Here is a 22,070-nt window from a genome sequence, read left to right as displayed (position 1 = left end):
AAACATTATGAAAAGAAGAGATTTATTAAAAAACTTGACCCTAGGAACAGCTGCCATGGTAGCCATACCTGCTTGGGCGAAGAATTGGTCGGCAAACGACCTCCCAATGGGGAAAGTATTGGCACCAGCCGATGAAGCTTTGCTTACCGACATAATTGACACCCTTATTCCGAAAACAGATACACCTGGTGCTATTGAACTTGGGGTAGAAAAATATGTAAAAGCCATGGTTGACACCATGCATACAGCAGAAGAGCAAAAAGCTTTTTACGCAGGAATTCCTAGCGTTGATGCTTTTGCCAAAAGGAAATACGGCTCAGCATTCTCTAGCCTATCGGCCAATCAAAAAGTAGAATGCTTGGGCATGATTGAGAGAAATGAAGATACCACACTTCAAAAATTCTTTAAAACACTAAAGAATTACAGCATTCAAGGCTATACCGGTTCTGAATGGTACATGACCGAAAAAGCAGGCTACGAATATGCCCCTGGATATGGCTTCGCTTGTGTGGATGTTGAACAATAATTTGAAAAAGAAAAATGACTAATAAAGATAAATCATCAAAGAAAAGAAAGTATGACGCTATTGTCATAGGTTCTGGAATTAGTGGCGGCTGGGCCGCAAAAGAGCTAGCAGAAAAAGGTTTAAAGACCTTAATATTAGAGCGTGGGCCAGATGTAAAACACATTATTGATTACCCAACCACCACCATGCAGCCTTGGGACTTTGAGCATGGCCTTAACCTGCCTCTCAAAGAAAGAGAAGAAAACCCAATTGCCTCTAAATGTTACATTTTCAAAGAAGATGCGAAACAATTTGTGGTAAAAGACAAAGAGCACCCTTATGTACAAGACAAACCTTTTGATTGGATTCGAGGCTATCAAGTAGGTGGAAAATCATTGCTTTGGGCTCGTGAAACTCAGCGTTGGAGTCACCTTGATTTTGAAGGTCCTGGCAGAGATGGTTTTGCGGTAGAGTGGCCCGTAACATATGACGAGCTAGCCCCATGGTATAGCTATGTAGAGAAATTTGCTGGTATTACAGGAAATAGAGATGGCCTAGAAAGTTTGCCTGATGGTGAATTTATGAAACCTTTTGAGCAAAGCTGTGTAGAAGAATACTTTGATAAGTTTCTTCAAAAAAACTATGAAAACCGTAGAGCTATTATTGCCCGTAAGGCACATATCACAGACCCTCAAGATATTCATACGCAGCAAGGAAGAGCAAGATGCATGCACCGTAACCTTTGTCAAAGAGGTTGCCCTTATGGTGGCTATTTTAGCAGTAATGCTTCTACCATTCCGTGGGCTTTAAATACTGGAAACTGTACGTTAAGGGCTGACTCGGTAGTGCAGTCTATCATTTATGATGAACAAAAAGGAAAGGCTGTAGGTGTAAAAGTAATTGACAGAGTATCTAAAGAAGAGATTGACTTTTTTGCCGATATTATCTTTGTGAATGCTGCAGCAATGAACACGACAGCTTTATTACTAAACAGTACTTCAAACAGATTCCCGAATGGCATAGGAAACGATAATGAATTGATGGGAACACACATTGCTTTCCATAATTACCGTGCTCGTGTAAGTGCTTCTTATGAAGGTTTTCCAGATAAAACCACCTCTGGTCGAAGAGTGGGCGGTAGTTATATGCCACGATGGAGAAACCTTTATGAACAAGAAACTGACTTTATCCGAGGTTATGCCGCAGGTTTTTCAACCGGGAAGGGTGAGTATTTTGGAAGAGATGGCGTTGGTGCTGATTTGAAAAACAACCTCTTAAACCGTCAAATGGGTGATTCTTGGTATGTAGGCTCTCACATGATGGGCGAAACTATTCCTAAGGCCTCTAGCAAACTTACCCTAGACAAATCTAAAACAGATGATTGGGGTATTCCATTAATTCATTTTGACATGGATTATGACGACAATGATGAGAAAATGGTCAAAGACTATTTGGAAAACACGGTAGATATGTTTGAAAAAGCGGGTTTCACTAATATTCGTACCTCAGATTCTAAACAAGCTCCCGGCCTTGACATTCATGAAATGGGCGGTGTAAGAATGGGTAAAGACCCTAAAACATCATTATTAAACAAGTACAATCAACTTCATGAATGCAAAAATGTATTTGTAACCGATGGTGCCATGATGACTTCCACCTCTACGCAGAATCCATCATTAACCTACATGGCTTTTACAGCCCGTGCCGTAGATTACGCTGTGAAAGAAATGAAGAAGGGGAATTTATAAAACTGAAAATCTCTCTTATTTATAGCAAAGCCCAAGTCTTAATCGACTTGGGCTTTTATCTTTGCCAACGTCGGGCTACATCCCTATAAATCAGATTTTTGTATATTATTTTTGACCATTACTGGCGTCCACTATATCTTTACTACAAGAAAGTTTAAACAAACTTCACACACATAACATTTATCCAAAAATGCGGTTTCTATTAAAACTCCTCCTTGTTTTAAAAACTAAACGAAAGCACTTACTCTTCGTAACCATCTGCATTATAAGTTTAAGTTCGTGCATTAAGGAATATGTATTATCCAGTGGAGAAATTTCTTATGACATTTTCGGAGAAAAAAAGATGTTTGTTGGAGATATTCAAGGACAGTTTTATACGGATAAAAACATTTCCAATGATGATGAGAAGTACCGCTACTTGTTTACGGGGTCACATTTTGATGGTTGCTGTTTGATATACATAAGAACAGAGTCTTTTGAAAAGGATGCTACTTTATTCGATAAAGAGAGCCTAGCACTTTCCGCCTTTACCATTTCTGATAGTTCTGCCAAAAGTTTTGGGCTTAGTGGAGGGAATTACCTTTTTGACAATGGCCATCTAGAGATTAAAAGCTTATCCAAAAATGAAATAAAAGCTGAATTTGACTTGGTTTTTGTAGAAAAAACAGCTGGTTTAGATACGCTCCGTCTTAATAATGGGAATTTAGTGATTCATGATTTAGAACATCATTTTGGCACGGCTAATTTTTAAATATTAATCAAAGCCCAAGTCTTAAATGATTTGAGCTTTTTTGTCATTAAAGTGCCTCTCAAAAAAAAGACCTCGAAAAAAATCGAGGCCTTTTGCTAAACTATTACAACATTTCAAACGCCAGAATTATAAACTCTTAGTGGCCTCCTCTTTTACCTGGACCATGCTTATGTCCACCTTTATTTTTCATGCTAAACTCTGCTACAAAAGCACCGTCAGCATCAAAACCAACACCCTGATAAGTCTCATCAGCTAAAATTAGCAGTACACCGTAAGAGCCATCAGATTGAAGCATTGCCATTTTAACTGTAGCTCCATCATAATTAGCCGCTATGTAATCTGTAATAGCTACTGGCAAATCAGCTTCTGCTACACTCGTGCCCTTTGAACGGCGTGTTCTCTCCGCCACAAAAGTGCCTTCGGCATCAAAAGCCAAACCAGTTCCTGTACCATCACTTAGCGTGATTTTTACATAAGTATTTCCTGTATTATCATTTGTACCCGCTCTGTTTATGGTAGCATCTGCATAGTTTGCAGTAATATAATCGGTGATAGTCGCAGAAAGATCCTCTACCGCTACCTCGGTTACGCTACATTTACCTTTGTGACCATACTCCTCTGATGTAACGGTAGAGTCGTCAGCGGTAGCCAAAAACATCATGTCTACTAAAGCTGAGGCTTGATCAGAATCTGTTGATGAAATAGCCACATCTTCTTTATCGCATGAAGTCATGAAAGCCACCATTCCAAGAGCAAAAAGCCAAGTAAGTTTTAAGTTTCTCATTTTTTTAAATGTTAATTTTTATGAAAAGATTAATAGTAAGCAGAGCTTACAAGTAGATTTATTTCATATTCGTTTCTTTAATTTTTAATAGAGTTTAACGCTAATTTTGATTTTGATAGACTCAACCATCCAGTTCGTGTTTTCAATTATTTAATACGTCGCCTCTGTTGTGTTTCGTTGCCTAAGAATAAAATAAAAATTAAAAGGCAACGCCCATGGCATAGTTTTGCGTATTATTAATCAGGAAGGCGTTTAATTCTTTTAACCAAACCCCTTTTCGTGTTTCACAGAAAGAAGAAAAAATTAAACTTAGATGAGATCTTGGACGGATGCCTCAAAAAGAGGCCCTCTGCCCAAAAGCAGCTCTATGAGCAATTCTACGGATTTGCCAAGAGCATTGCTATGCGTTATGCTTCCAGTAGTGATGAAGTTCAGGAAATGATGAATGATGGTTTTTTGAAAATCTTTGCCAAACTGGAATTATACGACAGAAATCAATCATTTGAGGCTTGGTTTAAAACAGTAATGGTCAGAACCTGCATTGACTATTACAGAAAAAACCATTCTAGGGTTGGTATGGTTGACATTGACGATCTGCACTACCTTTCCTATGACGACCATCTTCTTGAAAAACTATCGGCCGAAGAAATTTTAGATTTAATGAAACATCTTCCGCCATCATATAGAGCCGTATTTTCTTTGTTTATTGTGGAAGGATATAGCCACGCCGAAATAGGGAAAATGCTAGGTATAAACGAGGGAACATCTCGGTCAAACCTTTCTAAGGCTAGAGTAAAAATGCAGGAATTAGTAAAAAGATATTCATCAGACATAAATAATTACAGAAATGTCATTTGATAAAAAAATACGGGAAAAACTCGTTAATCATATTCCCAAATATGATTCTGGAGCTTGGGAGGACTTTAGTAAGTTACTCCCCGCACCATGGTACACCACGCTGTTTACCACAAATTTAGGGTGGACAGTAAGTGGACTAAGCACCGCAGCACTACTCTTCACTGTATATCTATTTAACACTAAAACCGAAACACTGAATGGCGAGATTTCTACACTTACAAATCAAATAGAATTACACAAAGAAGAAACTAAGCAGCAAAACCTTTCTAGTTTAGATAAGGCTGACACTGTATACATTACCAGAGAGGTAGATAAATATATTCGTGTAGAAAGACCCGAAAATGAGTCTTTCCAAAAAGGCTTGGAACAAGGTTATGCTGACGCATCAAAAGATGTAGCCTACTTACAAACTGAGCTAGAAAAGCTAAGGAAAGAAAATCTTGCTTTAAACGCTGAAAGGTCAAAAGAAACAGGCCTCAAGACGGGTAGTATTATTGAAAATTCTGAAACAATTATTGTTCAGTCTCCAGTTGAAAACGAAAACTCTTTGAGCACTAAAAATGAGGAAATTACAGCAAATGGAGCTGCCTCAAAAGAAAGCCAAAGCACGGCAATAAATGCTAATAATCAAGGTTCTGGAGAAACGAAGAATAGTCTGAACCTTAATGATGAAGAGACTTTGGTAGCAGATATTTCTAAGCAAGAAAGTAAAGAATTATCTACAGAGAACTTAGACAACCTAAAGGACGACGAAGCGGTAAAAGAAGAAGAAATAGCATCTACAGAAAGAACAGACCCAGAAAAGCCAAAGAAGAAAATCAACTGGCCTAAAATGCGTTTCGGAATAAATTCTGACTACTTGGGTTTAAAGGTTTTGGCCACAGGCCCAACAGCCGAAGTTTTCCTTTCCGATAAATTAAGTTTTAATGCTTCCGCCATTTTTTCCGGTCAAGTAGAAACTAAACATCCTTTTGCGAAGGATTTTAACAAATTTACAGGCAAAGAGTTTGACAAAGAGTTCCAAAGTTTTGTCAATCAAAGACCGGAGTTAATAGAAGATATCTCTATTAAAACTTCGTTCATAAAACTTCCGTTATACTTTAATTATTACATCAATACTTGGAGTAGGTTTAACTTTATGATTTCCGCAGGAACAAAGCTTGACTTATCTGTTTATCAAAACGTTGACTACGCCAGTGGACCACTGGGGCAGCAAATTCAAAACAGGTTTGAAGCTAAAAGAAAACCAAAAACTTTCAATAACCTTTTCTATGGAATGGGTGTACAGTATAAATATGGAAGTTTTGTAGGTCAACTTACCCCTTACTTTGATTTTGCATTTAGACAAGCTGATTACTTTACGCCTTCTAAAAACTTTGGTGTAAACGCTAGTTTAAAATTTGAGTTTGGAAGTTAATATAGTAGGGTAATTAAGTCGTAAATTAGACGATAGAAAGATATTTTTATGACAAAAGTTAATACCTACTTGTACTTTAATGGCACCTGTGAAGCGGCTTTTAATTTTTACAAAGCCGTCTTTAAAAAGGAGTTTCAATACATAGGACGCTATAAAGATGTTCCCGAGGCAGCTAGAGTAAACTTCCCAAACTGTACCAATGAACAAATTATGCACGTAGCTTTACCTATTAGTAAAGAAACCGTTTTACTGGGAGCCGACATTATTGAAATCAATAAAAACGAAACAAAAAATAACTTCTCGCTATTTCTAAGCACAGATAGCAGAGAAGAAGCAGATAGATTATTTAGTACATTATCAGAAGGAGGAAAAATAATATTACCGCTTTCTGACCAGTTTTGGGGGTCTTATTATGGCATTTGCCTTGACCAGTTCGGCATTAACTGGAAAATCAGTTACTCCTGAAACAGCATTGACAACTACTAAACACGCAGAAAAGGAATAGCTAAATGAACTTTCGGTACTAGATTAATAGGCAATAGAGAGCAAAACGGCTTTTAGCGAATGTCTAATTAAGTAAATTTAACCAACTGAGTCTAAAGGAATTTTTGACCTGACTAAGCCTTTCTGTATTTTTGCCCCTCTTTAAACTTAACCGGCTCTCGGTTACGTTCTAGAAATAAAAAATAATGAAATATAAATTACTCTTAATAAGCCTCTTAATTTCGCAGGCAGTCTTTTCTCAAATGAAGACTGGACCATTTGTTTTTGGGCCAAAGATTGGAATTCAGGCTAATAACCTTAAGATATATAATAACACTGACGACATAACTAACAAGTTACAGTTGCAGTATCATGCTGGCCTTTTTGCAAGGCTAAACATGGGAAAATTTAGCCTTCAACCTGAAGCTATTTTCCAAATCAAGGGTTCTTCACTAAGTTCTCCTGACGAAAAACATACTTACAGATACTTAAGTACACCTATTCTTTTGGGTTTTCAGCCACTTAAAGGCTTGACTTTTGAAATAGGACCGGAATTTAGCTGGGCTTTAAACCAAGGCTGGAAAAAAGAAGGAATTCAACAGTTTGGGCCTGACGCTAAAATGGACAAAGCCTTAGTTTTAGGTACTAGAATAGACCTACTTGATATGTTTTCTATGTTTAGCGTAAACATCAGATATATACAAGGTATGGACGACGTTACCACCAGGGGCACAGACTTAAACAGTGCTACCACCTTCAGGAACAGGACGGTTCAGCTGGGTATCACTTATAATTTCTCTGAATATTATAAATGGTACAAAAAGCACGGTGTTAAGAAGAAGAAAAAGAAGAAATAATCTAAAGAAAATGGCTTCCTGATAGCTATCGGAAGCTAACAGATAGTAATGAATTTCATAGAAGAATTAAAGTGGAGAGGCATGTTTCATCAGACCATGCCAGGGACAGAAGAGCAACTTCAAAAAGAAATGACCTCCGCTTATATAGGTTTTGACCCTACAGCAAAATCACTACACATAGGAAACTTAGCCACGGTAATGCTTTTGGTACATCTTCAAAGGGCTGGGCATAAGCCTTACGCCTTGGTAGGAGGAGCCACGGGTATGGTGGGAGACCCTTCTGGAAAATCTGCCGAAAGACAGTTTTTAGATGAAAAAGTATTAAAAGAAAACCAAGAAGGCGTTAAAGCACAATTAGAAAGATTTTTAGATTTTGACTGCGGTGAAAACTCTGCAGAAATGGTCAATAATTACGACTGGTTCAAAGAATTTGGTTTTCTAGACTTCTTAAGAGAAGTAGGAAAATACATCTCTGTGAACTATATGATGAGTAAAGACTCTGTCAAAACAAGATTGACAACGGGTATTTCTTATACCGAGTTTACTTATCAATTATTACAAGGGTACGATTTCTACCATTTGTACAAAAACAAGAACATTCGTCTTCAGATGGGTGGCTCTGACCAATGGGGAAACATTACCACGGGTACAGAACTTATCAGAAGAAAAGAAAATGCAGATGCAGAAGACCCAGAAAAGTCAGAATATACTGCTTTTGCCTTAACCACGCCTTTAGTAACTAAAGCCGATGGTGCTAAGTTTGGTAAATCTGAGTCTGGAAACGTATGGTTAGACCCTGAACTAACCTCGCCTTACCAGTTTTATCAATTCTGGATTAACCAAGCCGACGAAGACTGTAAAAGACTGATTCGTGTTTTCACACTTCTTTCTCAAGAAGAAATAGAAAAACTAGAAGCAGAACAAGCCGAAGCTCCTCACTTAAGAGTGGTGCAGAAAGCCATAGCCAAAGACGTAACCGTAAGAGTGCATGGCCAAGAGCAATACGACTTAGCCGTAAAAGCCTCTCAAGTGCTTTACGGAAAAGCTACACTAGAACTGCTGCAAGAACTAGACGAAAAAACGTTTACTAGCATATTTGACGGCGTACCGCAAACCAACATCTCAAAAGCCGATTACGACGCCTGTGAGTCGCTGTTAGATTTAATTTCGGTTACTACCAATGGTGACATTTACGCCTCAAAAGGCGAAGCCAGAAGAGCTCTAAAAGGAAACGCCGTAAGCGTCAATAAAACAAAACTGCAAGACGAAAAACTAGCTGTTTCTGAATTGACTTTGTTAAACGACAAATACCTTTTGATAGGTAAAGGCAAGAAGAATCATATTGTTAGGGTGGGGTGATTAGAGCTTAAAATTAAGTGGCTCCATTGTCAGGTCGAGCGGAGTCGAGACCCTCCACATGTTTCAATAAGTCTTTGTCCCAAGCCTTCCATATTTGAATAGATTGTTGGCAATATTTCAGAGTAGTAGGCACTTTCTCAGCCATTGGAGCCACCGATAAAAAGGCTTCCAATGACGTACCCAAAGACTTTTCTTTATCCTGAAAACTGTAAAGATAGAATATAGCCAAATTATTCAGCGTCATCGCGACATCAGACAGATACGCCTGTGGATTGACTTCCGCTAATTTCCTGTAGATTTCTAAGGCTTCCTGATAGCTCTTTTCAGCATTAGAAAAATCCTTTTGTTGATTTTGTAAAACAGCCAAATTACTCAGCGTGCTCGCCACTATTGATGAAAAGGCTTTTGGGTTCTCCTTTGCAAGTTTTCTTCGAATCACTAAAGCTTCAACAAAGTTATTTTTTGATTTGGCAAGCTCCTCCTTTTTTAATTGTACAATAGCTATGTTGTTCAACGTCTTCGCTAAATCCGTCAAATATGCCCATGGGTTCTCTTTTGCTAATCCCCTTCTAATATTTAACGATTTCTTGTAATACCTTTCTGCATTGGCTAAATTATTTTTTGCTTGCTCTAAGTTTCCGAAATTATTTAAAGCACCTCCGACATATTTCAAATAGGCTTTAGGGTCCTGTTTCGACAATAATTTGTAGATATCTAAGGATTCCTTATACATCCTCTCGGCTTCAGCAAATACCTTTCTTTTCGCCTGTAAAGCCCCCAAATTATTTAGAGTCAGGGCCAAATTAGGCAAATAGACTAAGGAATCCCCTTCCGTTAATTTCCTTTTTATTTTCAAAGACTCCTTGTAATACTTTTCCGCATTGACCAAATCTCCTTTAAATTCTTCTAAACTTCCGAAGTTATTTAAAGTCTTCGCCATATCTAACAAATAACTTTGAGCCCCTTCTTTTATCAATTTTCCATAAATTCCCAAGGCCTCCGCAAAGCAACTTTCTGCTTTGACCAACTCACTATTAATACGATATAAAACCCCCAAATCATTTAATGTATTAGCTCTTTCAAAAGAGAAATTAGCAAATGATAAAGCCTTTTCAATTTGTATAATTGCACTCTTGATTTTACCATGCCCTTGAAGAAAATAAGCGTAGCTGGAATGGCTATTGTAAGAGGAAAAAAGTTTTGCAGAATCTGAAAAATAACTTTTAGCGTTATTGAACCAATTAGATTCTTTTTTTGCCAAGGTATCGTTAGCCAAAAAAATAGATTTTTCTGATAATGCCTTATCCCGGTCAATATCGGCTTTCTTTATTTGAAGTCTTCTTTTTACATTTTCATTGTGCCTTTTCGCATTTATGACGTTTTCAGCGTCTTCATATTTGCCCGATATATAAAGTTCACGTATTTGCCTTAACTCCACGTCATTATTAACTTCATTCTGTATAAAGTCAAGGTAGTTTTTAGTAGAATAATTGATAAAGTCTTCAATTTCATTGAGCTTAGATTCCTTTGAAGCACCAACCTTAAACAACTTCTTTTCTACCTCATTCAATTGTTCATTTAAAAAATCATCATCAGGCTTCGATTTCAAATGTTCTTGAAAACCTTTTCTTTTCTTCTGTTCTTTTTGAATTATAAGATGGATTTCGTCTAATTCACCAAATAGTTTTAACAAGTCAGTTCTTCCATAAAAATCCTTGGGAACTTTTGAGGATACTACTTCTGCAAGTTTTTTTAAATCCTCTTTAGTTTCAGAACTAAATTTTTCAAACTTGTCATGTAAACTGATTAGAGAGTTTTTAATCTCTAATAACCCCTCTTTAAGGAAATCCTCGAAGCCTCTAAATCGCTCTTCTCCAATACTCTCAACGCACTTTTTAGCATATTTATCTAGTTTAAGGTTTATCTCAGCAAGCGTTTCATTTTGAAAAGCATCTTTAGCTTTGTTATTATCTCCTTTTAATAATTGATTAAAAAAAGCTGTCATCAACTGAAACCAGTTTAGGTTTTCCTCTCCCCAGCCATCTTGTATTAATTCCCTTAGCTTTTGATAATCATTTAAGCCCTTTACCCTTCCTACTTTTTTATCTAACAGCTTTAAATGAAATTCAAGAATGTCTTTCTCTATCTTTTTTAGAACATCCTCTTCTTTTGGTAGTTTAATAAGTTTAGTAACATCATAAGTTTCTGAACTAAGTTCTTCAGCCTGACACTCTTCGTTCGCTAATTTCTTAAGCTCAGCTTTAATGATTTCGCTAATATTAGTATGAGAATCTTTAAGTAAATTCTTCTTATGCATTTGCTCCACAAAAACCGTGGTAGCCATCCAGTGTGCAGAAAGAATGGCTTTTTGTAAATGTCCGTTAACCTCAGGCTTTGTATCACTAAACTGCTTTTTTAGCCTTTCTGCTAACTTTGGAATTGATTTATACATAAAACCTGGACTATTGCCCACGGCATTAGAGATTATACACTCTGTTAAATAAGGGAGCGTGAGAGAGGCGAGTATAGTTGTGGTTATTAGCGGCATAATTTATATATCAATAAGCTAATATATTAATTTACACTTAAAACAACCTTATTAAAAGAAGGGCGATAAAATCAATGAGAATTCCGTTAATCTTCCCAATCCTCCTCTTCTAAAAAGAAGATATTATCAACCTTTTCTTCAAAAACTGCCGCAATTTTAAGAGCGAGTAATGTTGAGGGCACAAACTTCCCCTTTTCAATAGAATTGATTGTTTGCCTTGATACGCTTACTTTATCCGCCAAATCGGCTTGAGTAAAGTCTTTTTTTGCTCTTTCTACTTTTATGGTATTCCTCATCTTAGTTTCTATACTTCATATAGTAATAATGAGCAATAGCAATCAGCAACATAATACTAAGAGACTCAAAAGCTGAAATAGAATACCATGAATCCGAATTTATAGAATAGCCTTTAAAGTTCTTAGTGTAGTTATAAGCTGAAACCAAAACAGCCGTGATAGGAACAGAAATAGCGATAGATTTAAACTTAAAGTAGATATTACGCTCATCCATAACTCTTTCTTTAGAAAAAAATATCATCATAAGTCCGAAAGCTAGAGGCGTACTAAAGCCTACTAGGTCGGTAATTCCAAATTGCACTATTCTTGACACAAAAATTCCAATGGCAAATACTATCAATACCATGCCTGTATACTTCATCCAAGAAGGATAAAAAAACATTTTAGATTTAACTGAATTCATAATTTTAGACTTGTTTATAAGACTAAAAGTAAAACAAACTTTACTTTTAAGCAAATAAGCTTGTCAAAAAACTATTTCATTCCCCCTCCAAAAAAGACTCTAACTTTTTAACCATATTCTTACTTCCCGTGAAGAAAGGCACTCTTTGGTGTAGTTCGGTAGGTTTTATGTCTAATACAGACTGCTTTCCATCGCTCTCCCCTCCTCCTGCTTGTTTGGCTAAAAAAGCCATAGGATTGCACTCGTAAAGTAATCTTAATTTTCCCTTTGGGTCCATGGCAGAGCATGGGTACATATAGATTCCTCCTTTTATAAGATTTCTATGAAAGTCGGCTACCAGCGAACCTACATACCTAGCCTTATAAGGCGATTTGTCATCATTTCCAGCTTGACAGTAACGTATATACTTTTTCATGCCATCTGTAAAGAAATCTCGGTTACCTTCATTTACCGTGTAAATCTCTCCATCTTCTGGCTGCTGCATATTTGGATGCGAAAGGTAAAATGTACCAATAGCAGGATTTAAAGTAAAACCATTTACACCATGCCCTGTAGAAAAAACCAACATAGTGGAGCTACCATAAATCACATAACCTGCTGCCACTTGCTCACTCCCTTTTTGCAAGAAATCTTCTAGCTTAACTGGTGAACCCTCAGGTGTAACTCTTCTGTAAATAGAAAAAATAGTACCTACCGAAACGTTGACATCAATATTGCTAGAACCATCTAGTGGGTCTATCAACAACACATACTTGTTTTTATTTTGAAAGTCTAAGCTATTTATACTGATAAAACTCTCCTCTTCTTCAGAAGCAATTCCGCAGACAATCTCCCTTTTAGTAAGGGTATCTATAAACATGTCATTAGCTACTAAATCGAGTTTTTGCTGTGCTTCACCCTGTACATTAATATCTCCTACCCCGCCAAGAATGTCTACTAAGCCTGCTTTATTAATCTCATGGTTTACCAGTTTTGTGGCTAAGCCTATGCCATTTAATAGTTTTGAAAATTCTCCTGTGGAATTATGAAAAGCTGTTTGGTTTTCAATGACGAATTCGCCTAAGGTCTGGTGCTTAAGATTCATGGCCTTCTTTAAGTTAGTTTTGTTATTTAGGTATTATTTTTCAAAGCTATCCTCTAAATAGCCCCTCACCATCCTGCACTATCCTTCTATACTTACCTAATAAACAGACAAATAGGGTTTACAGACAAATTATGTTTGTTTATAACAAGCAATTCTTGAAATGCTTATACCAGAACATCTTCCAAGACAGCCTTTTCTTTATGAATCAATTCATTTAAATTCGAGAAATATTCAACCCATAAAATTATAATGTCAAAAAGAATCCTGTTTGCTTTCTTAACAGGTGCATTGTGCTTCACCATGTACTGGGTCACTTCCTGTAAAACACAAGAGACCGTAGACTATAGCACACAGATAAAACCTATTCTTAATAAAAAGTGCATTGCCTGCCATGGCGGCGTCAAAAAACAAGGTGGTTGGTCTTTACTTTTTGAAGAAGAAGCCAAGGCTAAATTGAAATCAGGGAAATATGCGATTGTTCCGGGTGATGTAAAAGCCAGCGAAATGATTCGCCGCCTTACTTTAGAAGACCCCGAAGAGCGAATGCCTTTTGAGCATGAAGCCTTACCGCAAGAAGAAATAGAACTGCTAAGTCAGTGGATTAAAGAAGGTGCCAAATGGGGAGAACACTGGGCTTACCAAAAAGTAGAAAAAGTGACAGTTCCTTCTACAGAATCAGATTGGGCAAAGAGCGATATTGACCATTTTATTCTTCAAAAAGCGACCGAAAACGGCCTAGAAATGTCGCCAGCCGCAAAGCCTGAAATATTGGCAAGAAGAGTTTCTTTAGACCTTATTGGTTTTCAAAAGGACTCTCCTACTAAAACGGAATATTTGAAAAGCCCAACGCTTGCCAATTATGAAAAACTGGTAGACGAACTACTCGCTTCTTCTCACTACGGTGAAAAATGGACTTCCATGTGGTTAGACTTAGCCAGATATGCCGACACCAAAGGCTACGAAAGAGATGCAGGAAGGAACATTTGGCGATACAGAGATTGGCTTATCAATGCCTTTAACGCTGATATGTCATACGACCAGTTTTTGACCGAACAGCTAGCAGGAGATTTACTACCGAACCCTACCGAGGAACAATACATTGCCACGGCTTTTCATAGAAATACCATGACGAACGATGAGGGCGGCACCGACAATGAGGAGTTTCGTGTGGCGGCCGTTATGGATAGAGTAAATACCACTTGGGAAACCCTCATGGGAACCACCTTTGCCTGTGTGCAGTGTCATAGCCACCCTTATGACGGTTTTAAACATGAAGAATATTACCAATTCATGGGTTTCTTTAATAATACGCGTGATGTAGATTCCTATGAAGATTATCCTTGGATTCGCCATTTTGACGCAAAGCAGAAAGCGGAATTAAATCAATTGGCCGACAGGCTAAAACAAAAAACCAGTGAAGCGGAAACGCAAAAAATTGTTCGATTTATTAAAACCCTTCAGCCCTCTATCGCTTCTTTGGAGTCTGACAATTTTGTGAATGCAGAGCTTAGTGACACCAAATGGCTGGCAATGCGGAATAATTCGTCGGCTAGAATTCCGAATGTACCATGGAACGGCGTCAATAATCTGGTGATGAGTTACTCTTCAAGACTACCCGGAGGTAAACTTCTCTTTCGTCAAGGGAGCCCAAAAGGTGCTGTTATTGGTCAAATGCTTTTGAATCATAAATCGAAAGGTTGGGAGCTTACCGAAGTTAGTCTTAAGCCAATAAATGAAACGGACGAACTTTTCATCACCTATTCAAACCCGAACCTTAAAGACAATTTGACCATGGGCGTTTCTTTCAATTTCTTTCATTTCACCAATACTTTCCCTGATAATAGCAGCAAGAAAGCCTATTGGGATTTGCTAAACGCCAAAACAGAAAATACACCTATCATGGTTGACAATACTGTTTCCATGAGTCGTGAAACTAGAGTTTTTGAAAGAGGAAGTTGGCTCTCATTAGGCGACCAAGTAAACCCTGGTACGCCTGCATTGTTAAATGAATTCTCTGAAGAATATCCAAAAAATAGGCTTGGCCTTGCCAAATGGATGACGGCAGAAGAAAACCCATTGACAGCCAGAACTATTGTCAACAGACTTTGGGAGCAAATTTGGGGAATTGGTATTGTGGAGACTTTAGAAGACTTAGGAACACAAGGAGAAACACCGTCCAACCAAGCTCTTTTAGACCATTTGAGTTGGGAATTGATGCATGAGTATGACTGGAAATTGAAACCATTATTGAAAGAAATGGTCATGAGTGCAGCGTACCAACAAGACTCCAAACTGAGTCCAGAAAAAATTGAACGCGACCCAAGTAATAGATGGATGGCTAGAGGACCAAGAATAAGGCTAAGTGCGGAGCAAATTCGTGACCAAGCATTGGCAGCTACCGCCATATTAAACCCAAAAATGTATGGGCCACCAGTGATGCCCACACAGCCAGAAGGTATTTGGTTTTCGCCTTACAACGGTGCTAAATGGGTAGAAAGTGAGGGTACAGAAAAATACCGAAGAGCTCTTTACACCTACTGGAAAAGAACCAGTGCCTATCCATCTATGCTGAATTTTGATGCTGTAGGCCGTGAAGTTTGTTCTTCAAGAAGAATAAGAACGAACACGCCTTTACAGGCTCTCACCACCTTAAACGACGAAGCCTATATAGACATAGCCACACAAATGGCAGAACAAATAGGCTTTGAAAAACCTCAAGAAAACATAGCAACAGCCTATAAAAACCTAACAGGAAGAACCATAAACGCTGAAAGAACAAACGCTCTTTTAGAATTATACGAAACAGCCTTTAAAGGTTATCAAGAAAGCAAAGCGAGTTTACCCCAAAAGGATGCCATGATACTGGTATTTAGTGCTGTTTTAAACTTAGACGAAGTCTTAACCAAAAGCTAATGAGCCATAATAACGAAAGAATATTTAGAGAGGCCGTTCAAAAGAAATTACTGAACCATACCCGACGAAATTTCCTGAAAGAATCTTTTATGGGCTTGGGTGGATTGGCCATGGGTTCTATGTTAAGTTCTTGTGGCAGTTCTCCTGAAAAAGTAGCACAAAATTTCTTTGACCCTGCTAATCCTTTGGCGGCTAGAGCACCACATTTTGCACCAAAAGCAAAGTCGGTTATTTACCTGCACATGGCAGGAGCCCCATCTCAGCTAGAGCTTTTTGACTTTAAACCTGAGCTTCAAAAAATGGATGGCCAGGACTGTCCACCATCATTTTTAGAGGGGAAGAAGTTTGCGTTTATACGTGGTGTACCTAAAATGCTTGGGCCTCAGGCCATCTTTAATAGATATGGTGAAAGTGGAAATTATGTAAGCAATTACCTTCCTCATTTTCAGTCGGTGGTAGATGAGGTCAGTTTCTTAAAGGCCGTAACAACAGACCAATTTAATCATGCTCCTGCTCAATTATTAATGCAAACCGGAAGTGCCAGACTAGGAAGACCAAGCATGGGCTCTTGGGTAACCTATGGGCTTGGAACAGAAAACTCAGATTTACCTGCTTACGTAGTATTGACCTCTGGCGGAAGTAATCCAGATGCAGGAAAAAGCATTTGGGGAAGTGGTTTTTTACCGTCTGTTTATCAAGGTGTGCAGTGCCGCTCAGTAGGCGACCCAATATTGTTTCTTGACAATCCTGAAAATGTAAGTAGTGATTTAAGAAAAGCCTCCATAGATGCTATTAACAAGGTAAATCAAACCGAATTTGAGGAATATGGCGACCCAGAAACACTAAGTAGAATTAGCCAATACGAAATGGCTTTTAGAATGCAGACCTCTGTGCCGGAAGTCATGAATATTAATGACGAACCTGCCTACATTCATGAAATGTATGGTACAAAACCGGGAGAAGGTGCTTTTGCTAACAATGCTCTTTTGGCTAGAAAACTGGTGGAAAAAGGCGTTCGTTTTGTTCAGTTATTTGACTGGGGATGGGATACTCACGGCACCAGCGAAGGCGGTTCCATAGATGTAGGTTTGGTGAATAAATGCCGCCAAACAGACAAAGCCGTTACAGCACTTTTATTAGACTTAAAACAGCGAGGACTTTTAGAAGAGACTTTGGTGGTTTGGGGCGGAGAATTTGGAAGAACGCCAATGGCAGAAAACAGAGAAGGAAAACCAAACGCTTTTAAAGGACGTGACCACCATGCAGAAGCCTTCACGATGTGGATGGCAGGCGGTGGCATCAAAAAAGGAGCGAGCTATGGAGAAACTGACGAAATAGGTTATGGTGCCTTAAGCGGCAAAGTGAGTCCATTTGACATACAGGCCACTATTCTTAACCAATTAGGTTTTGACCACGAAAAATTAACGTACGATTTTCAAGGCAGGCCATTCCGACTAACGGATGTGGAAGGCCATGTTATAAAAGATATAGTAGCTTGATTTTACTTAATAAGACTTTTACCAAAAAAACTAATTCTTTGGTTTGCTTGCCAGTAGGGCCATCATTTTTTTCAAAAAAAACGACGCAAAAAAAACACATCAAAATAAACTTGTACTGTCAAATTTGTTTTGACCGACTACTTGTAAATGTTTCATGTAATTCAAATTTGACTGTACTTCAGACAGCATTTTGATTCAAAGGAATTTAATTTTAAAGGACACCATTTCATATGGAGAAAAACATAAATTATAGCGAAAAGAGTTTCTTAGAAAACGATACTAAAAATACTCTTTCCACAGATTATAAAGTAATGATAAATGACCTGCTCGAAAAACATAAAAACGGTCATTTAGAATATTATAGTGAAGAGATGTTTCGCATAAAAACAACCCGTAAAACAACATTTTCAAAATCTTAATGAGTCAGCTTTTTGGTCAATTTCACCCGCTCATTCTCCATTTGCCTATCGGAATCTGGACTATAGCCTATTTATTTAAATGGCTTTCTCTGAAAAATAAGGAGTCGGTTTTTGAGAAAACACTGCCGGTTTTACTTCTTGTCATTTTTGTCAGCTCTTTTTTCACCTCGCTTAGTGGCTATCTTTTATCGCTCTCTGGGGCTTATGAAGAAGAGCTTGTCAATAATCATAAACTAGCAGGAATAGCCCTTACCATAATTTCGGGTCTGCTTTACTGGCTTATCAAAAAGGATATATCGCTAAAGTTTCAGCATGGGCTATGGATAGCCTCCGCTCCTATTCTTTTCATCACGGGACACTGGGGCGGAAGCCTTACGCATGGAGAAGATTATCTTAGTTTTAGCAATAAAACGTATGAGAAACCCATCATTGAAAACATTGATGAAGCACTGGTTTATACCGATGTAATAGAACCCATTTTTGCAGAAAAATGCTGGGCCTGCCATTCGGCTAAAAAACAAAAAGGAGAGCTTCGACTGGATGGAGAAAAGTGGATTCTGAAAGGTGGAGAAACGGGAGATTTGCTGATTCCGCACAAAAGTGCCGACAGCGACCTTTATCAGAGATTAGTGATGGATACCAGCGATGATGACCACATGCCACCTTCTAGAAAACCTCAACTGAGCGAAGATGAAGTGAAGCTAGTAGCTTGGTGGATAGATGCGGGCGTTTCGTTTGACAAAAAAGTGAAGGAGTTAGACCAAAGCCCAGAAATCAAATCCATTTTAAAGCGATTAGCAAATAAGGAAACGGAAGTTAGCGTCTCTGATTTACCTGAGACAGAAATCAAAGCTGCCAATGCTGCGACACTTGAAATGATTAAAGAAAGCCGTATCACGATTTTGCCTGTGGCACAAAACTCAAATTACCTTACGGTCAATTTATTAGGAAAAACATTAGCAGATAGCGTTTGGCAAAATTTTGAAAGTGTTTCTGAAAATATAGTTTCTATAAAAGCGGCAGAGACAAATTTCACCCCCGAAAGATGGAATTCCTTAGCTGGCTTTAAAAACCTAAGAACCCTAAATATTAGTGGAACCAATGTGGATAATGAAGCTTTAAAAAGTATAGCTCAGTTGGCTGAGTTATGCGTACTAAACCTTAACAATACTAAGATTACGGAAGTAGGATTGGAACATCTTAAGTCACTACAAAAACTAAGAAGCCTTTATCTTTTCCGAACGGAAATTGACCTAAACAAATGGGAAAGCATTCAATCTCTTTTTCCAAAGATAGTTTTAGATACAGGAAACTATCAAGTTCCTACCTTGAAGTCTGACACCACTATTTTCCGTAAGGAAGATTTGGCAGCTACTTTATCGGAATAGCTTTAATGAGTGCTTCAGGAGCATTATGCTCCGCCAATTTATTGACTAGTGGTTTGCCCATTTGAGGCCAATCCACCAGCATTTCGTCTCCGTCTTTTAGTTTGATGCCATCACCAAAACTAAAAGCCCCAGTCCCAAAAAAGTGAATATGTGCTTGACCAGGCACACGGTGGTTGAGGTATTTGAAATGATGGTATTCCAAGTTTTCTAAACTATGAGCCATGTTGGCTTCACCCGTTTTTACGGCTTTCTCCCATAAAGTTTTTCCACGTCTTTTTATCTTCACATTTCCAGAAATGTCTTGAAAAATAGCTTCATCTATAACTAATTCAGGCCCAATGCTACATGAGCGAATTTTAGAAGGTGCCAAGTAGAGGTAATTGATTTTCTCCATCACATGGTCAGAGTATTCATTGCCGGTGGCAAAACCAACTCTTACTGGAATTCCTTCTTCATTTATCACATAAACACCTGCAATTTCAGGCTCCTCTCCCCCATCCAGGGCGTAAAGAGGAACATCTAATTTATCTAAATGCCCTTTTAAAACAGTGCCGTTTCCTTTATAAAACCATTCTGGCTGTACGCCAATTTCTCCTTTTGCGGGCTTCCCTTTTTCCTCACCCATAAAGTATATTTTCATGCTATCTGTCTGGCTGTCGCCGGCAGCATTCATTTTGTCTCTATTTTCGGCACTGGCTTTATGTGTCAAACCTGTTCCAGAAACCATGCAAGCGTTCACATCTTTAGGATGGTCAAAACATGGAAGCCACTTCCAAGGTGTTTTTCCCTCCCAAACCTTTTGATAATCGAGCCATTCAAAGCCTACACCCTCCTTAACCAGAGCGGCCAGTTCTTTTTGATTTTTAACAGCATCCATAACAAGGTCATAAACCGTAGAATAATTAGTCAAAAGCAAAAGCTTGTCTCCCTTTACTTGAGCTACTTTCCTGTCATTGTTTGGGTTTAAAAGCTGAACTAGACGCATATTATTTTAAGGTTGAATTGTTTCTTAAATATAACAAGCTTATAGCAAAAAAGGCCAACCGACAAGCGGTTGACCTCTTTTTCCTTTTCTATATATTGACTAGTAATTGGCATTTTGAACCACTTCTTTGTCTTTTGTATTATCTAAATACTCTTGCGGAATAGGGAAATATTCGTTTTTCCCTTGTACAAAATTGGCATTTGTTAAATGCGTCCTTCTTGTTTTTTCTACCGCTAGGTAATCATTCATAACCTTATCTGCGACTCCCCAACGAACCAAGTTGAAGAATCTGTGGCCTTCCATGGCTAGCTCTAATCTGGTTTCTGTTCTTACCGCTGCTCTTGCTGCTTCTGCACTAGTCCATGCTGTTTCATAGGTAGAAATAGCATATTGACCAGCATCTGCAGAGCCGTCTAAGGTTTTGACATAAGTAGAGTTTTTCGCACGCTCACGAATCTGATTTACTAAGCCTCTAGCTTCTTCTAATTTACCTAATTCTACAGCAGCTTCAGCTCTCCATAAAATTACCTCCGCGTATCTTATCACGTAGTAATTCATGGCATTTACATACGGCCAAACCAAAGTATGGAAAGGCGATTTGGCAGAAACAATTCTCTTTTTAGGAGAAAACTCACCGTAGGTAGACAAATCTCTCGCCCAGTTTTCTTCATAGTTTACACCTAGGTCTTTGTAAGGAATTCCTGGACGAGCAACCGTGATGTCTAATCTTGGGTCTACTTTATCTTCCGCCGTTAAGTTTACATTGCTTTCCGCTGGAAGCCCTGCTTCACTTACTTTATAAGCATTTACCAAATTCTGAGATGGTCTGTGAAAACCATATTGCGAATAAAATGGTCCACCCGGAGCAGTCAAACGGTCGCCAATGCTTCCGTTATAATTACTCGGCTGGCCATCTAAAACAGAATATTGTATTGCAAAAATAACCTCTTCACTATTGTCATTTTCTGGAAGGAATACACTTTGAAAATCTGGTAATAAAGCATAATTACCTCCCATTACTTCTGAAGTCAAATCATATACTTTTTGCCAATCATTTTGAAACAATACCGTCTTAGCTAAATAAGCTTTTGCGGCAGCTTTAGTAGGTCTACCCAGTTCAGACTGCGTCTCTGGCAATCCGCTGATAGCTAACTCAAAGTCCTTTTCAATTTTATCCCAAAGCTCTTCTGAAGTAAACTCCACATTAGACTTTGCATAGTCTTCTGCCGTTTCAGCAGTCTCGTCTATGTAAGGAATTTGGTTATACGTCTTCTTCAATTCGAAATAATAGTGACCACGAAGAAAGTGCAACTCGGCAGTACGCTGAGCTTTTAATGTGGCATCAAAATCTACTGAATTATTAAGCAATTTCAGAGCTTCATTACTTCGTTTTACACCTTCATACAAAGCCATCCATTTACGCTTTACGTCAAACGTAGTGGCTGTGGTATTGAAAATTTCCATCTGGTGAATATTGTTTTGGTCACCAGTACCTCCACCACCTTTATAGCTATCGTCAGAGACTACATCACCAAAACTCCAGTTTGAAGCGGGTGAGTTATAAGCATTACTGGCTCCGTCTATTTGACCATTTAGTACACTGTAAGCAGAAACTATTGCTCGTTCTACATTCTCTGCTTTAGTTATTTCAGACGGAGAAACTTCTCCGTAAGGCACCTCCGTTAAGAAGTCTTCGCTACACGAAATACTTAGGGCTGCCAAAGAAAAAAGGCTAGCCGTTTTTATTAAATTCTTTATCTTAAAAGTCATTTT

Annotated in this window: 19 protein-coding genes; 12 read left to right on the top strand and 7 right to left on the bottom strand. The window is 38.2% G+C overall.

Annotated elements, in window-relative coordinates:
- The first annotated feature begins 7 nt into the window (after positions 1–7).
- From AC0L6O_RS02370 to AC0L6O_RS02360, 3 genes are all read left to right on the top strand, one after another.
- Positions 8–526, top strand: coding sequence for a gluconate 2-dehydrogenase subunit 3 family protein (locus AC0L6O_RS02370; RefSeq protein ID WP_473306029.1), 519 nt, complete (start codon positions 8–10; stop codon positions 524–526).
- 14 nt (positions 527–540) lie between these two features.
- Positions 541–2,253, top strand: a complete 1,713-nt coding sequence (locus tag AC0L6O_RS02365; protein WP_473306028.1) for a GMC oxidoreductase — start codon at positions 541–543, stop codon at positions 2,251–2,253.
- Between the two features lie 190 nt (positions 2,254–2,443).
- Positions 2,444–3,004, top strand: coding sequence for a hypothetical protein (locus AC0L6O_RS02360; RefSeq protein ID WP_473306026.1), 561 nt, complete (start codon positions 2,444–2,446; stop codon positions 3,002–3,004).
- Between the two features lie 136 nt (positions 3,005–3,140).
- Here AC0L6O_RS02360 and AC0L6O_RS02355 read toward each other — a convergent pair whose 3' ends face one another.
- Complete coding sequence (locus AC0L6O_RS02355) at positions 3,141–3,788, bottom strand: hypothetical protein (protein WP_473306024.1); 648 nt, start codon at positions 3,786–3,788, stop codon at positions 3,141–3,143.
- 279 nt (positions 3,789–4,067) lie between these two features.
- Between AC0L6O_RS02355 and AC0L6O_RS02350 the strand changes: the two genes are divergently transcribed.
- The 5 genes from AC0L6O_RS02350 (at position 4,068) to tyrS (ending at position 8,762) form a co-directional block, all read left to right on the top strand.
- Positions 4,068–4,646: an RNA polymerase sigma factor gene (locus AC0L6O_RS02350; RefSeq protein ID WP_473306023.1), complete on the top strand. Its 579-nt coding sequence runs from the start codon at positions 4,068–4,070 to the stop codon at positions 4,644–4,646.
- Positions 4,636–6,063 carry a porin family protein gene (locus tag AC0L6O_RS02345; protein WP_473306022.1) on the top strand — a complete coding sequence of 476 codons (1,428 nt, stop codon included), beginning with the start codon at positions 4,636–4,638 and terminating at the stop codon, positions 6,061–6,063. Before AC0L6O_RS02350 ends, AC0L6O_RS02345 begins: the two co-directional genes overlap by 11 nt.
- A 48-nt stretch (positions 6,064–6,111) precedes the next feature.
- Positions 6,112–6,528, top strand: a complete 417-nt coding sequence (locus AC0L6O_RS02340) for a VOC family protein (RefSeq protein WP_473306021.1) — start codon at positions 6,112–6,114, stop codon at positions 6,526–6,528.
- A gap of 224 nt (positions 6,529–6,752) precedes the next feature.
- Positions 6,753–7,403 carry an outer membrane beta-barrel protein gene (locus AC0L6O_RS02335; RefSeq protein ID WP_473306019.1) on the top strand — a complete coding sequence of 217 codons (651 nt, stop codon included), beginning with the start codon at positions 6,753–6,755 and terminating at the stop codon, positions 7,401–7,403.
- Positions 7,404–7,451: 48 nt separating this feature from the next.
- A complete protein-coding gene (tyrS, locus tag AC0L6O_RS02330; protein ID WP_473306018.1) occupies positions 7,452–8,762 on the top strand; it encodes a tyrosine--tRNA ligase in 1,311 nt (436 codons plus the stop codon).
- 13 nt (positions 8,763–8,775) lie between these two features.
- Here the strand turns inward: tyrS and AC0L6O_RS02325 are convergent, their stop codons facing one another.
- The 4 genes from AC0L6O_RS02325 to fbp all read right to left on the bottom strand — a co-directional run bounded on the left by AC0L6O_RS02325 (position 8,776) and on the right by fbp (position 13,093).
- Positions 8,776–11,310 carry a tetratricopeptide repeat protein gene (locus AC0L6O_RS02325; RefSeq protein WP_473306016.1) on the bottom strand — a complete coding sequence of 845 codons (2,535 nt, stop codon included), beginning with the start codon at positions 11,308–11,310 and terminating at the stop codon, positions 8,776–8,778.
- An 86-nt stretch (positions 11,311–11,396) separates the two neighbouring features.
- Positions 11,397–11,606: a helix-turn-helix transcriptional regulator gene (locus tag AC0L6O_RS02320; protein ID WP_473306014.1), complete on the bottom strand. Its 210-nt coding sequence runs from the start codon at positions 11,604–11,606 to the stop codon at positions 11,397–11,399.
- A 1-nt stretch (position 11,607) separates the two neighbouring features.
- A complete protein-coding gene (locus AC0L6O_RS02315; RefSeq protein ID WP_473306012.1) occupies positions 11,608–12,009 on the bottom strand; it encodes a hypothetical protein in 402 nt (133 codons plus the stop codon).
- 76 nt (positions 12,010–12,085) lie between these two features.
- Positions 12,086–13,093: a class 1 fructose-bisphosphatase gene (fbp, locus tag AC0L6O_RS02310; RefSeq protein ID WP_473306010.1), complete on the bottom strand. Its 1,008-nt coding sequence runs from the start codon at positions 13,091–13,093 to the stop codon at positions 12,086–12,088.
- A gap of 249 nt (positions 13,094–13,342) precedes the next feature.
- On the opposite strand from fbp, the gene AC0L6O_RS02305 reads away from it, so the two are divergent.
- The 4 genes from AC0L6O_RS02305 (at position 13,343) to AC0L6O_RS02290 (ending at position 19,312) form a co-directional block, all read left to right on the top strand.
- The gene (locus AC0L6O_RS02305; protein ID WP_473306008.1) at positions 13,343–16,006 is read left to right on the top strand and encodes a DUF1553 domain-containing protein; all 2,664 of its coding nucleotides are present in this window, start codon (positions 13,343–13,345) and stop codon (positions 16,004–16,006) included.
- The gene (locus tag AC0L6O_RS02300) at positions 16,006–17,505 is read left to right on the top strand and encodes a DUF1501 domain-containing protein (protein WP_473306007.1); all 1,500 of its coding nucleotides are present in this window, start codon (positions 16,006–16,008) and stop codon (positions 17,503–17,505) included. The genes AC0L6O_RS02305 and AC0L6O_RS02300 overlap by 1 nt, the downstream gene beginning before the upstream one ends.
- Positions 17,506–17,735: 230 nt before the next feature.
- Positions 17,736–17,924, top strand: a complete 189-nt coding sequence (locus tag AC0L6O_RS02295; RefSeq protein ID WP_473306005.1) for a hypothetical protein — start codon at positions 17,736–17,738, stop codon at positions 17,922–17,924.
- A complete protein-coding gene (locus AC0L6O_RS02290; protein WP_473306003.1) occupies positions 17,924–19,312 on the top strand; it encodes a c-type cytochrome domain-containing protein in 1,389 nt (462 codons plus the stop codon). Before AC0L6O_RS02295 ends, AC0L6O_RS02290 begins: the two co-directional genes overlap by 1 nt.
- On the opposite strand, the gene araD1 is transcribed toward AC0L6O_RS02290, so the two are convergent.
- The gene (araD1, locus tag AC0L6O_RS02285; protein WP_473306001.1) at positions 19,296–20,297 is read right to left on the bottom strand and encodes an AraD1 family protein; all 1,002 of its coding nucleotides are present in this window, start codon (positions 20,295–20,297) and stop codon (positions 19,296–19,298) included. The two genes, AC0L6O_RS02290 and araD1, sit on opposite strands and share 17 nt — an antisense overlap.
- 99 nt (positions 20,298–20,396) lie before the next feature.
- Positions 20,397–22,067 (bottom strand): RagB/SusD family nutrient uptake outer membrane protein, encoded by a 1,671-nt coding sequence (locus tag AC0L6O_RS02280; RefSeq protein ID WP_473305999.1) that lies wholly within the window; start codon positions 22,065–22,067, stop codon positions 20,397–20,399.
- Between the last annotated feature and the right edge of the window lie 3 nt (positions 22,068–22,070).

The organism is Arcticibacterium sp. GJ41-1, assembly GCF_055808875.1.
Note: the sequence above shows the minus strand (reverse complement) of the source record. Positions and strands in the feature narration are given on the sequence as shown.

Coding starts and splice junctions, on each gene's coding strand:
- AC0L6O_RS02335 (WP_473306019.1), top strand. CDS start 6,753: ATGAAATATAAATTACTCTTAATAAGCCTCTTAATTTCGCAGGCAGTC.
- AC0L6O_RS02320 (WP_473306014.1), bottom strand. CDS start 11,606: ATGAGGAATACCATAAAAGTAGAAAGAGCAAAAAAAGACTTTACTCAA.
- AC0L6O_RS02325 (WP_473306016.1), bottom strand. CDS start 11,310: ATGCCGCTAATAACCACAACTATACTCGCCTCTCTCACGCTCCCTTAT.
- AC0L6O_RS02360 (WP_473306026.1), top strand. CDS start 2,444: ATGCGGTTTCTATTAAAACTCCTCCTTGTTTTAAAAACTAAACGAAAG.
- AC0L6O_RS02290 (WP_473306003.1), top strand. CDS start 17,924: ATGAGTCAGCTTTTTGGTCAATTTCACCCGCTCATTCTCCATTTGCCT.
- AC0L6O_RS02345 (WP_473306022.1), top strand. CDS start 4,636: ATGTCATTTGATAAAAAAATACGGGAAAAACTCGTTAATCATATTCCC.
- tyrS (WP_473306018.1), top strand. CDS start 7,452: ATGAATTTCATAGAAGAATTAAAGTGGAGAGGCATGTTTCATCAGACC.
- AC0L6O_RS02305 (WP_473306008.1), top strand. CDS start 13,343: ATGTCAAAAAGAATCCTGTTTGCTTTCTTAACAGGTGCATTGTGCTTC.
- AC0L6O_RS02300 (WP_473306007.1), top strand. CDS start 16,006: ATGAGCCATAATAACGAAAGAATATTTAGAGAGGCCGTTCAAAAGAAA.
- AC0L6O_RS02355 (WP_473306024.1), bottom strand. CDS start 3,788: ATGAGAAACTTAAAACTTACTTGGCTTTTTGCTCTTGGAATGGTGGCT.
- AC0L6O_RS02340 (WP_473306021.1), top strand. CDS start 6,112: ATGACAAAAGTTAATACCTACTTGTACTTTAATGGCACCTGTGAAGCG.
- fbp (WP_473306010.1), bottom strand. CDS start 13,093: ATGAATCTTAAGCACCAGACCTTAGGCGAATTCGTCATTGAAAACCAA.
- AC0L6O_RS02370 (WP_473306029.1), top strand. CDS start 8: ATGAAAAGAAGAGATTTATTAAAAAACTTGACCCTAGGAACAGCTGCC.
- AC0L6O_RS02365 (WP_473306028.1), top strand. CDS start 541: ATGACTAATAAAGATAAATCATCAAAGAAAAGAAAGTATGACGCTATT.
- araD1 (WP_473306001.1), bottom strand. CDS start 20,297: ATGCGTCTAGTTCAGCTTTTAAACCCAAACAATGACAGGAAAGTAGCT.
- AC0L6O_RS02315 (WP_473306012.1), bottom strand. CDS start 12,009: ATGAATTCAGTTAAATCTAAAATGTTTTTTTATCCTTCTTGGATGAAG.
- AC0L6O_RS02280 (WP_473305999.1), bottom strand. CDS start 22,067: ATGACTTTTAAGATAAAGAATTTAATAAAAACGGCTAGCCTTTTTTCT.
- AC0L6O_RS02295 (WP_473306005.1), top strand. CDS start 17,736: ATGGAGAAAAACATAAATTATAGCGAAAAGAGTTTCTTAGAAAACGAT.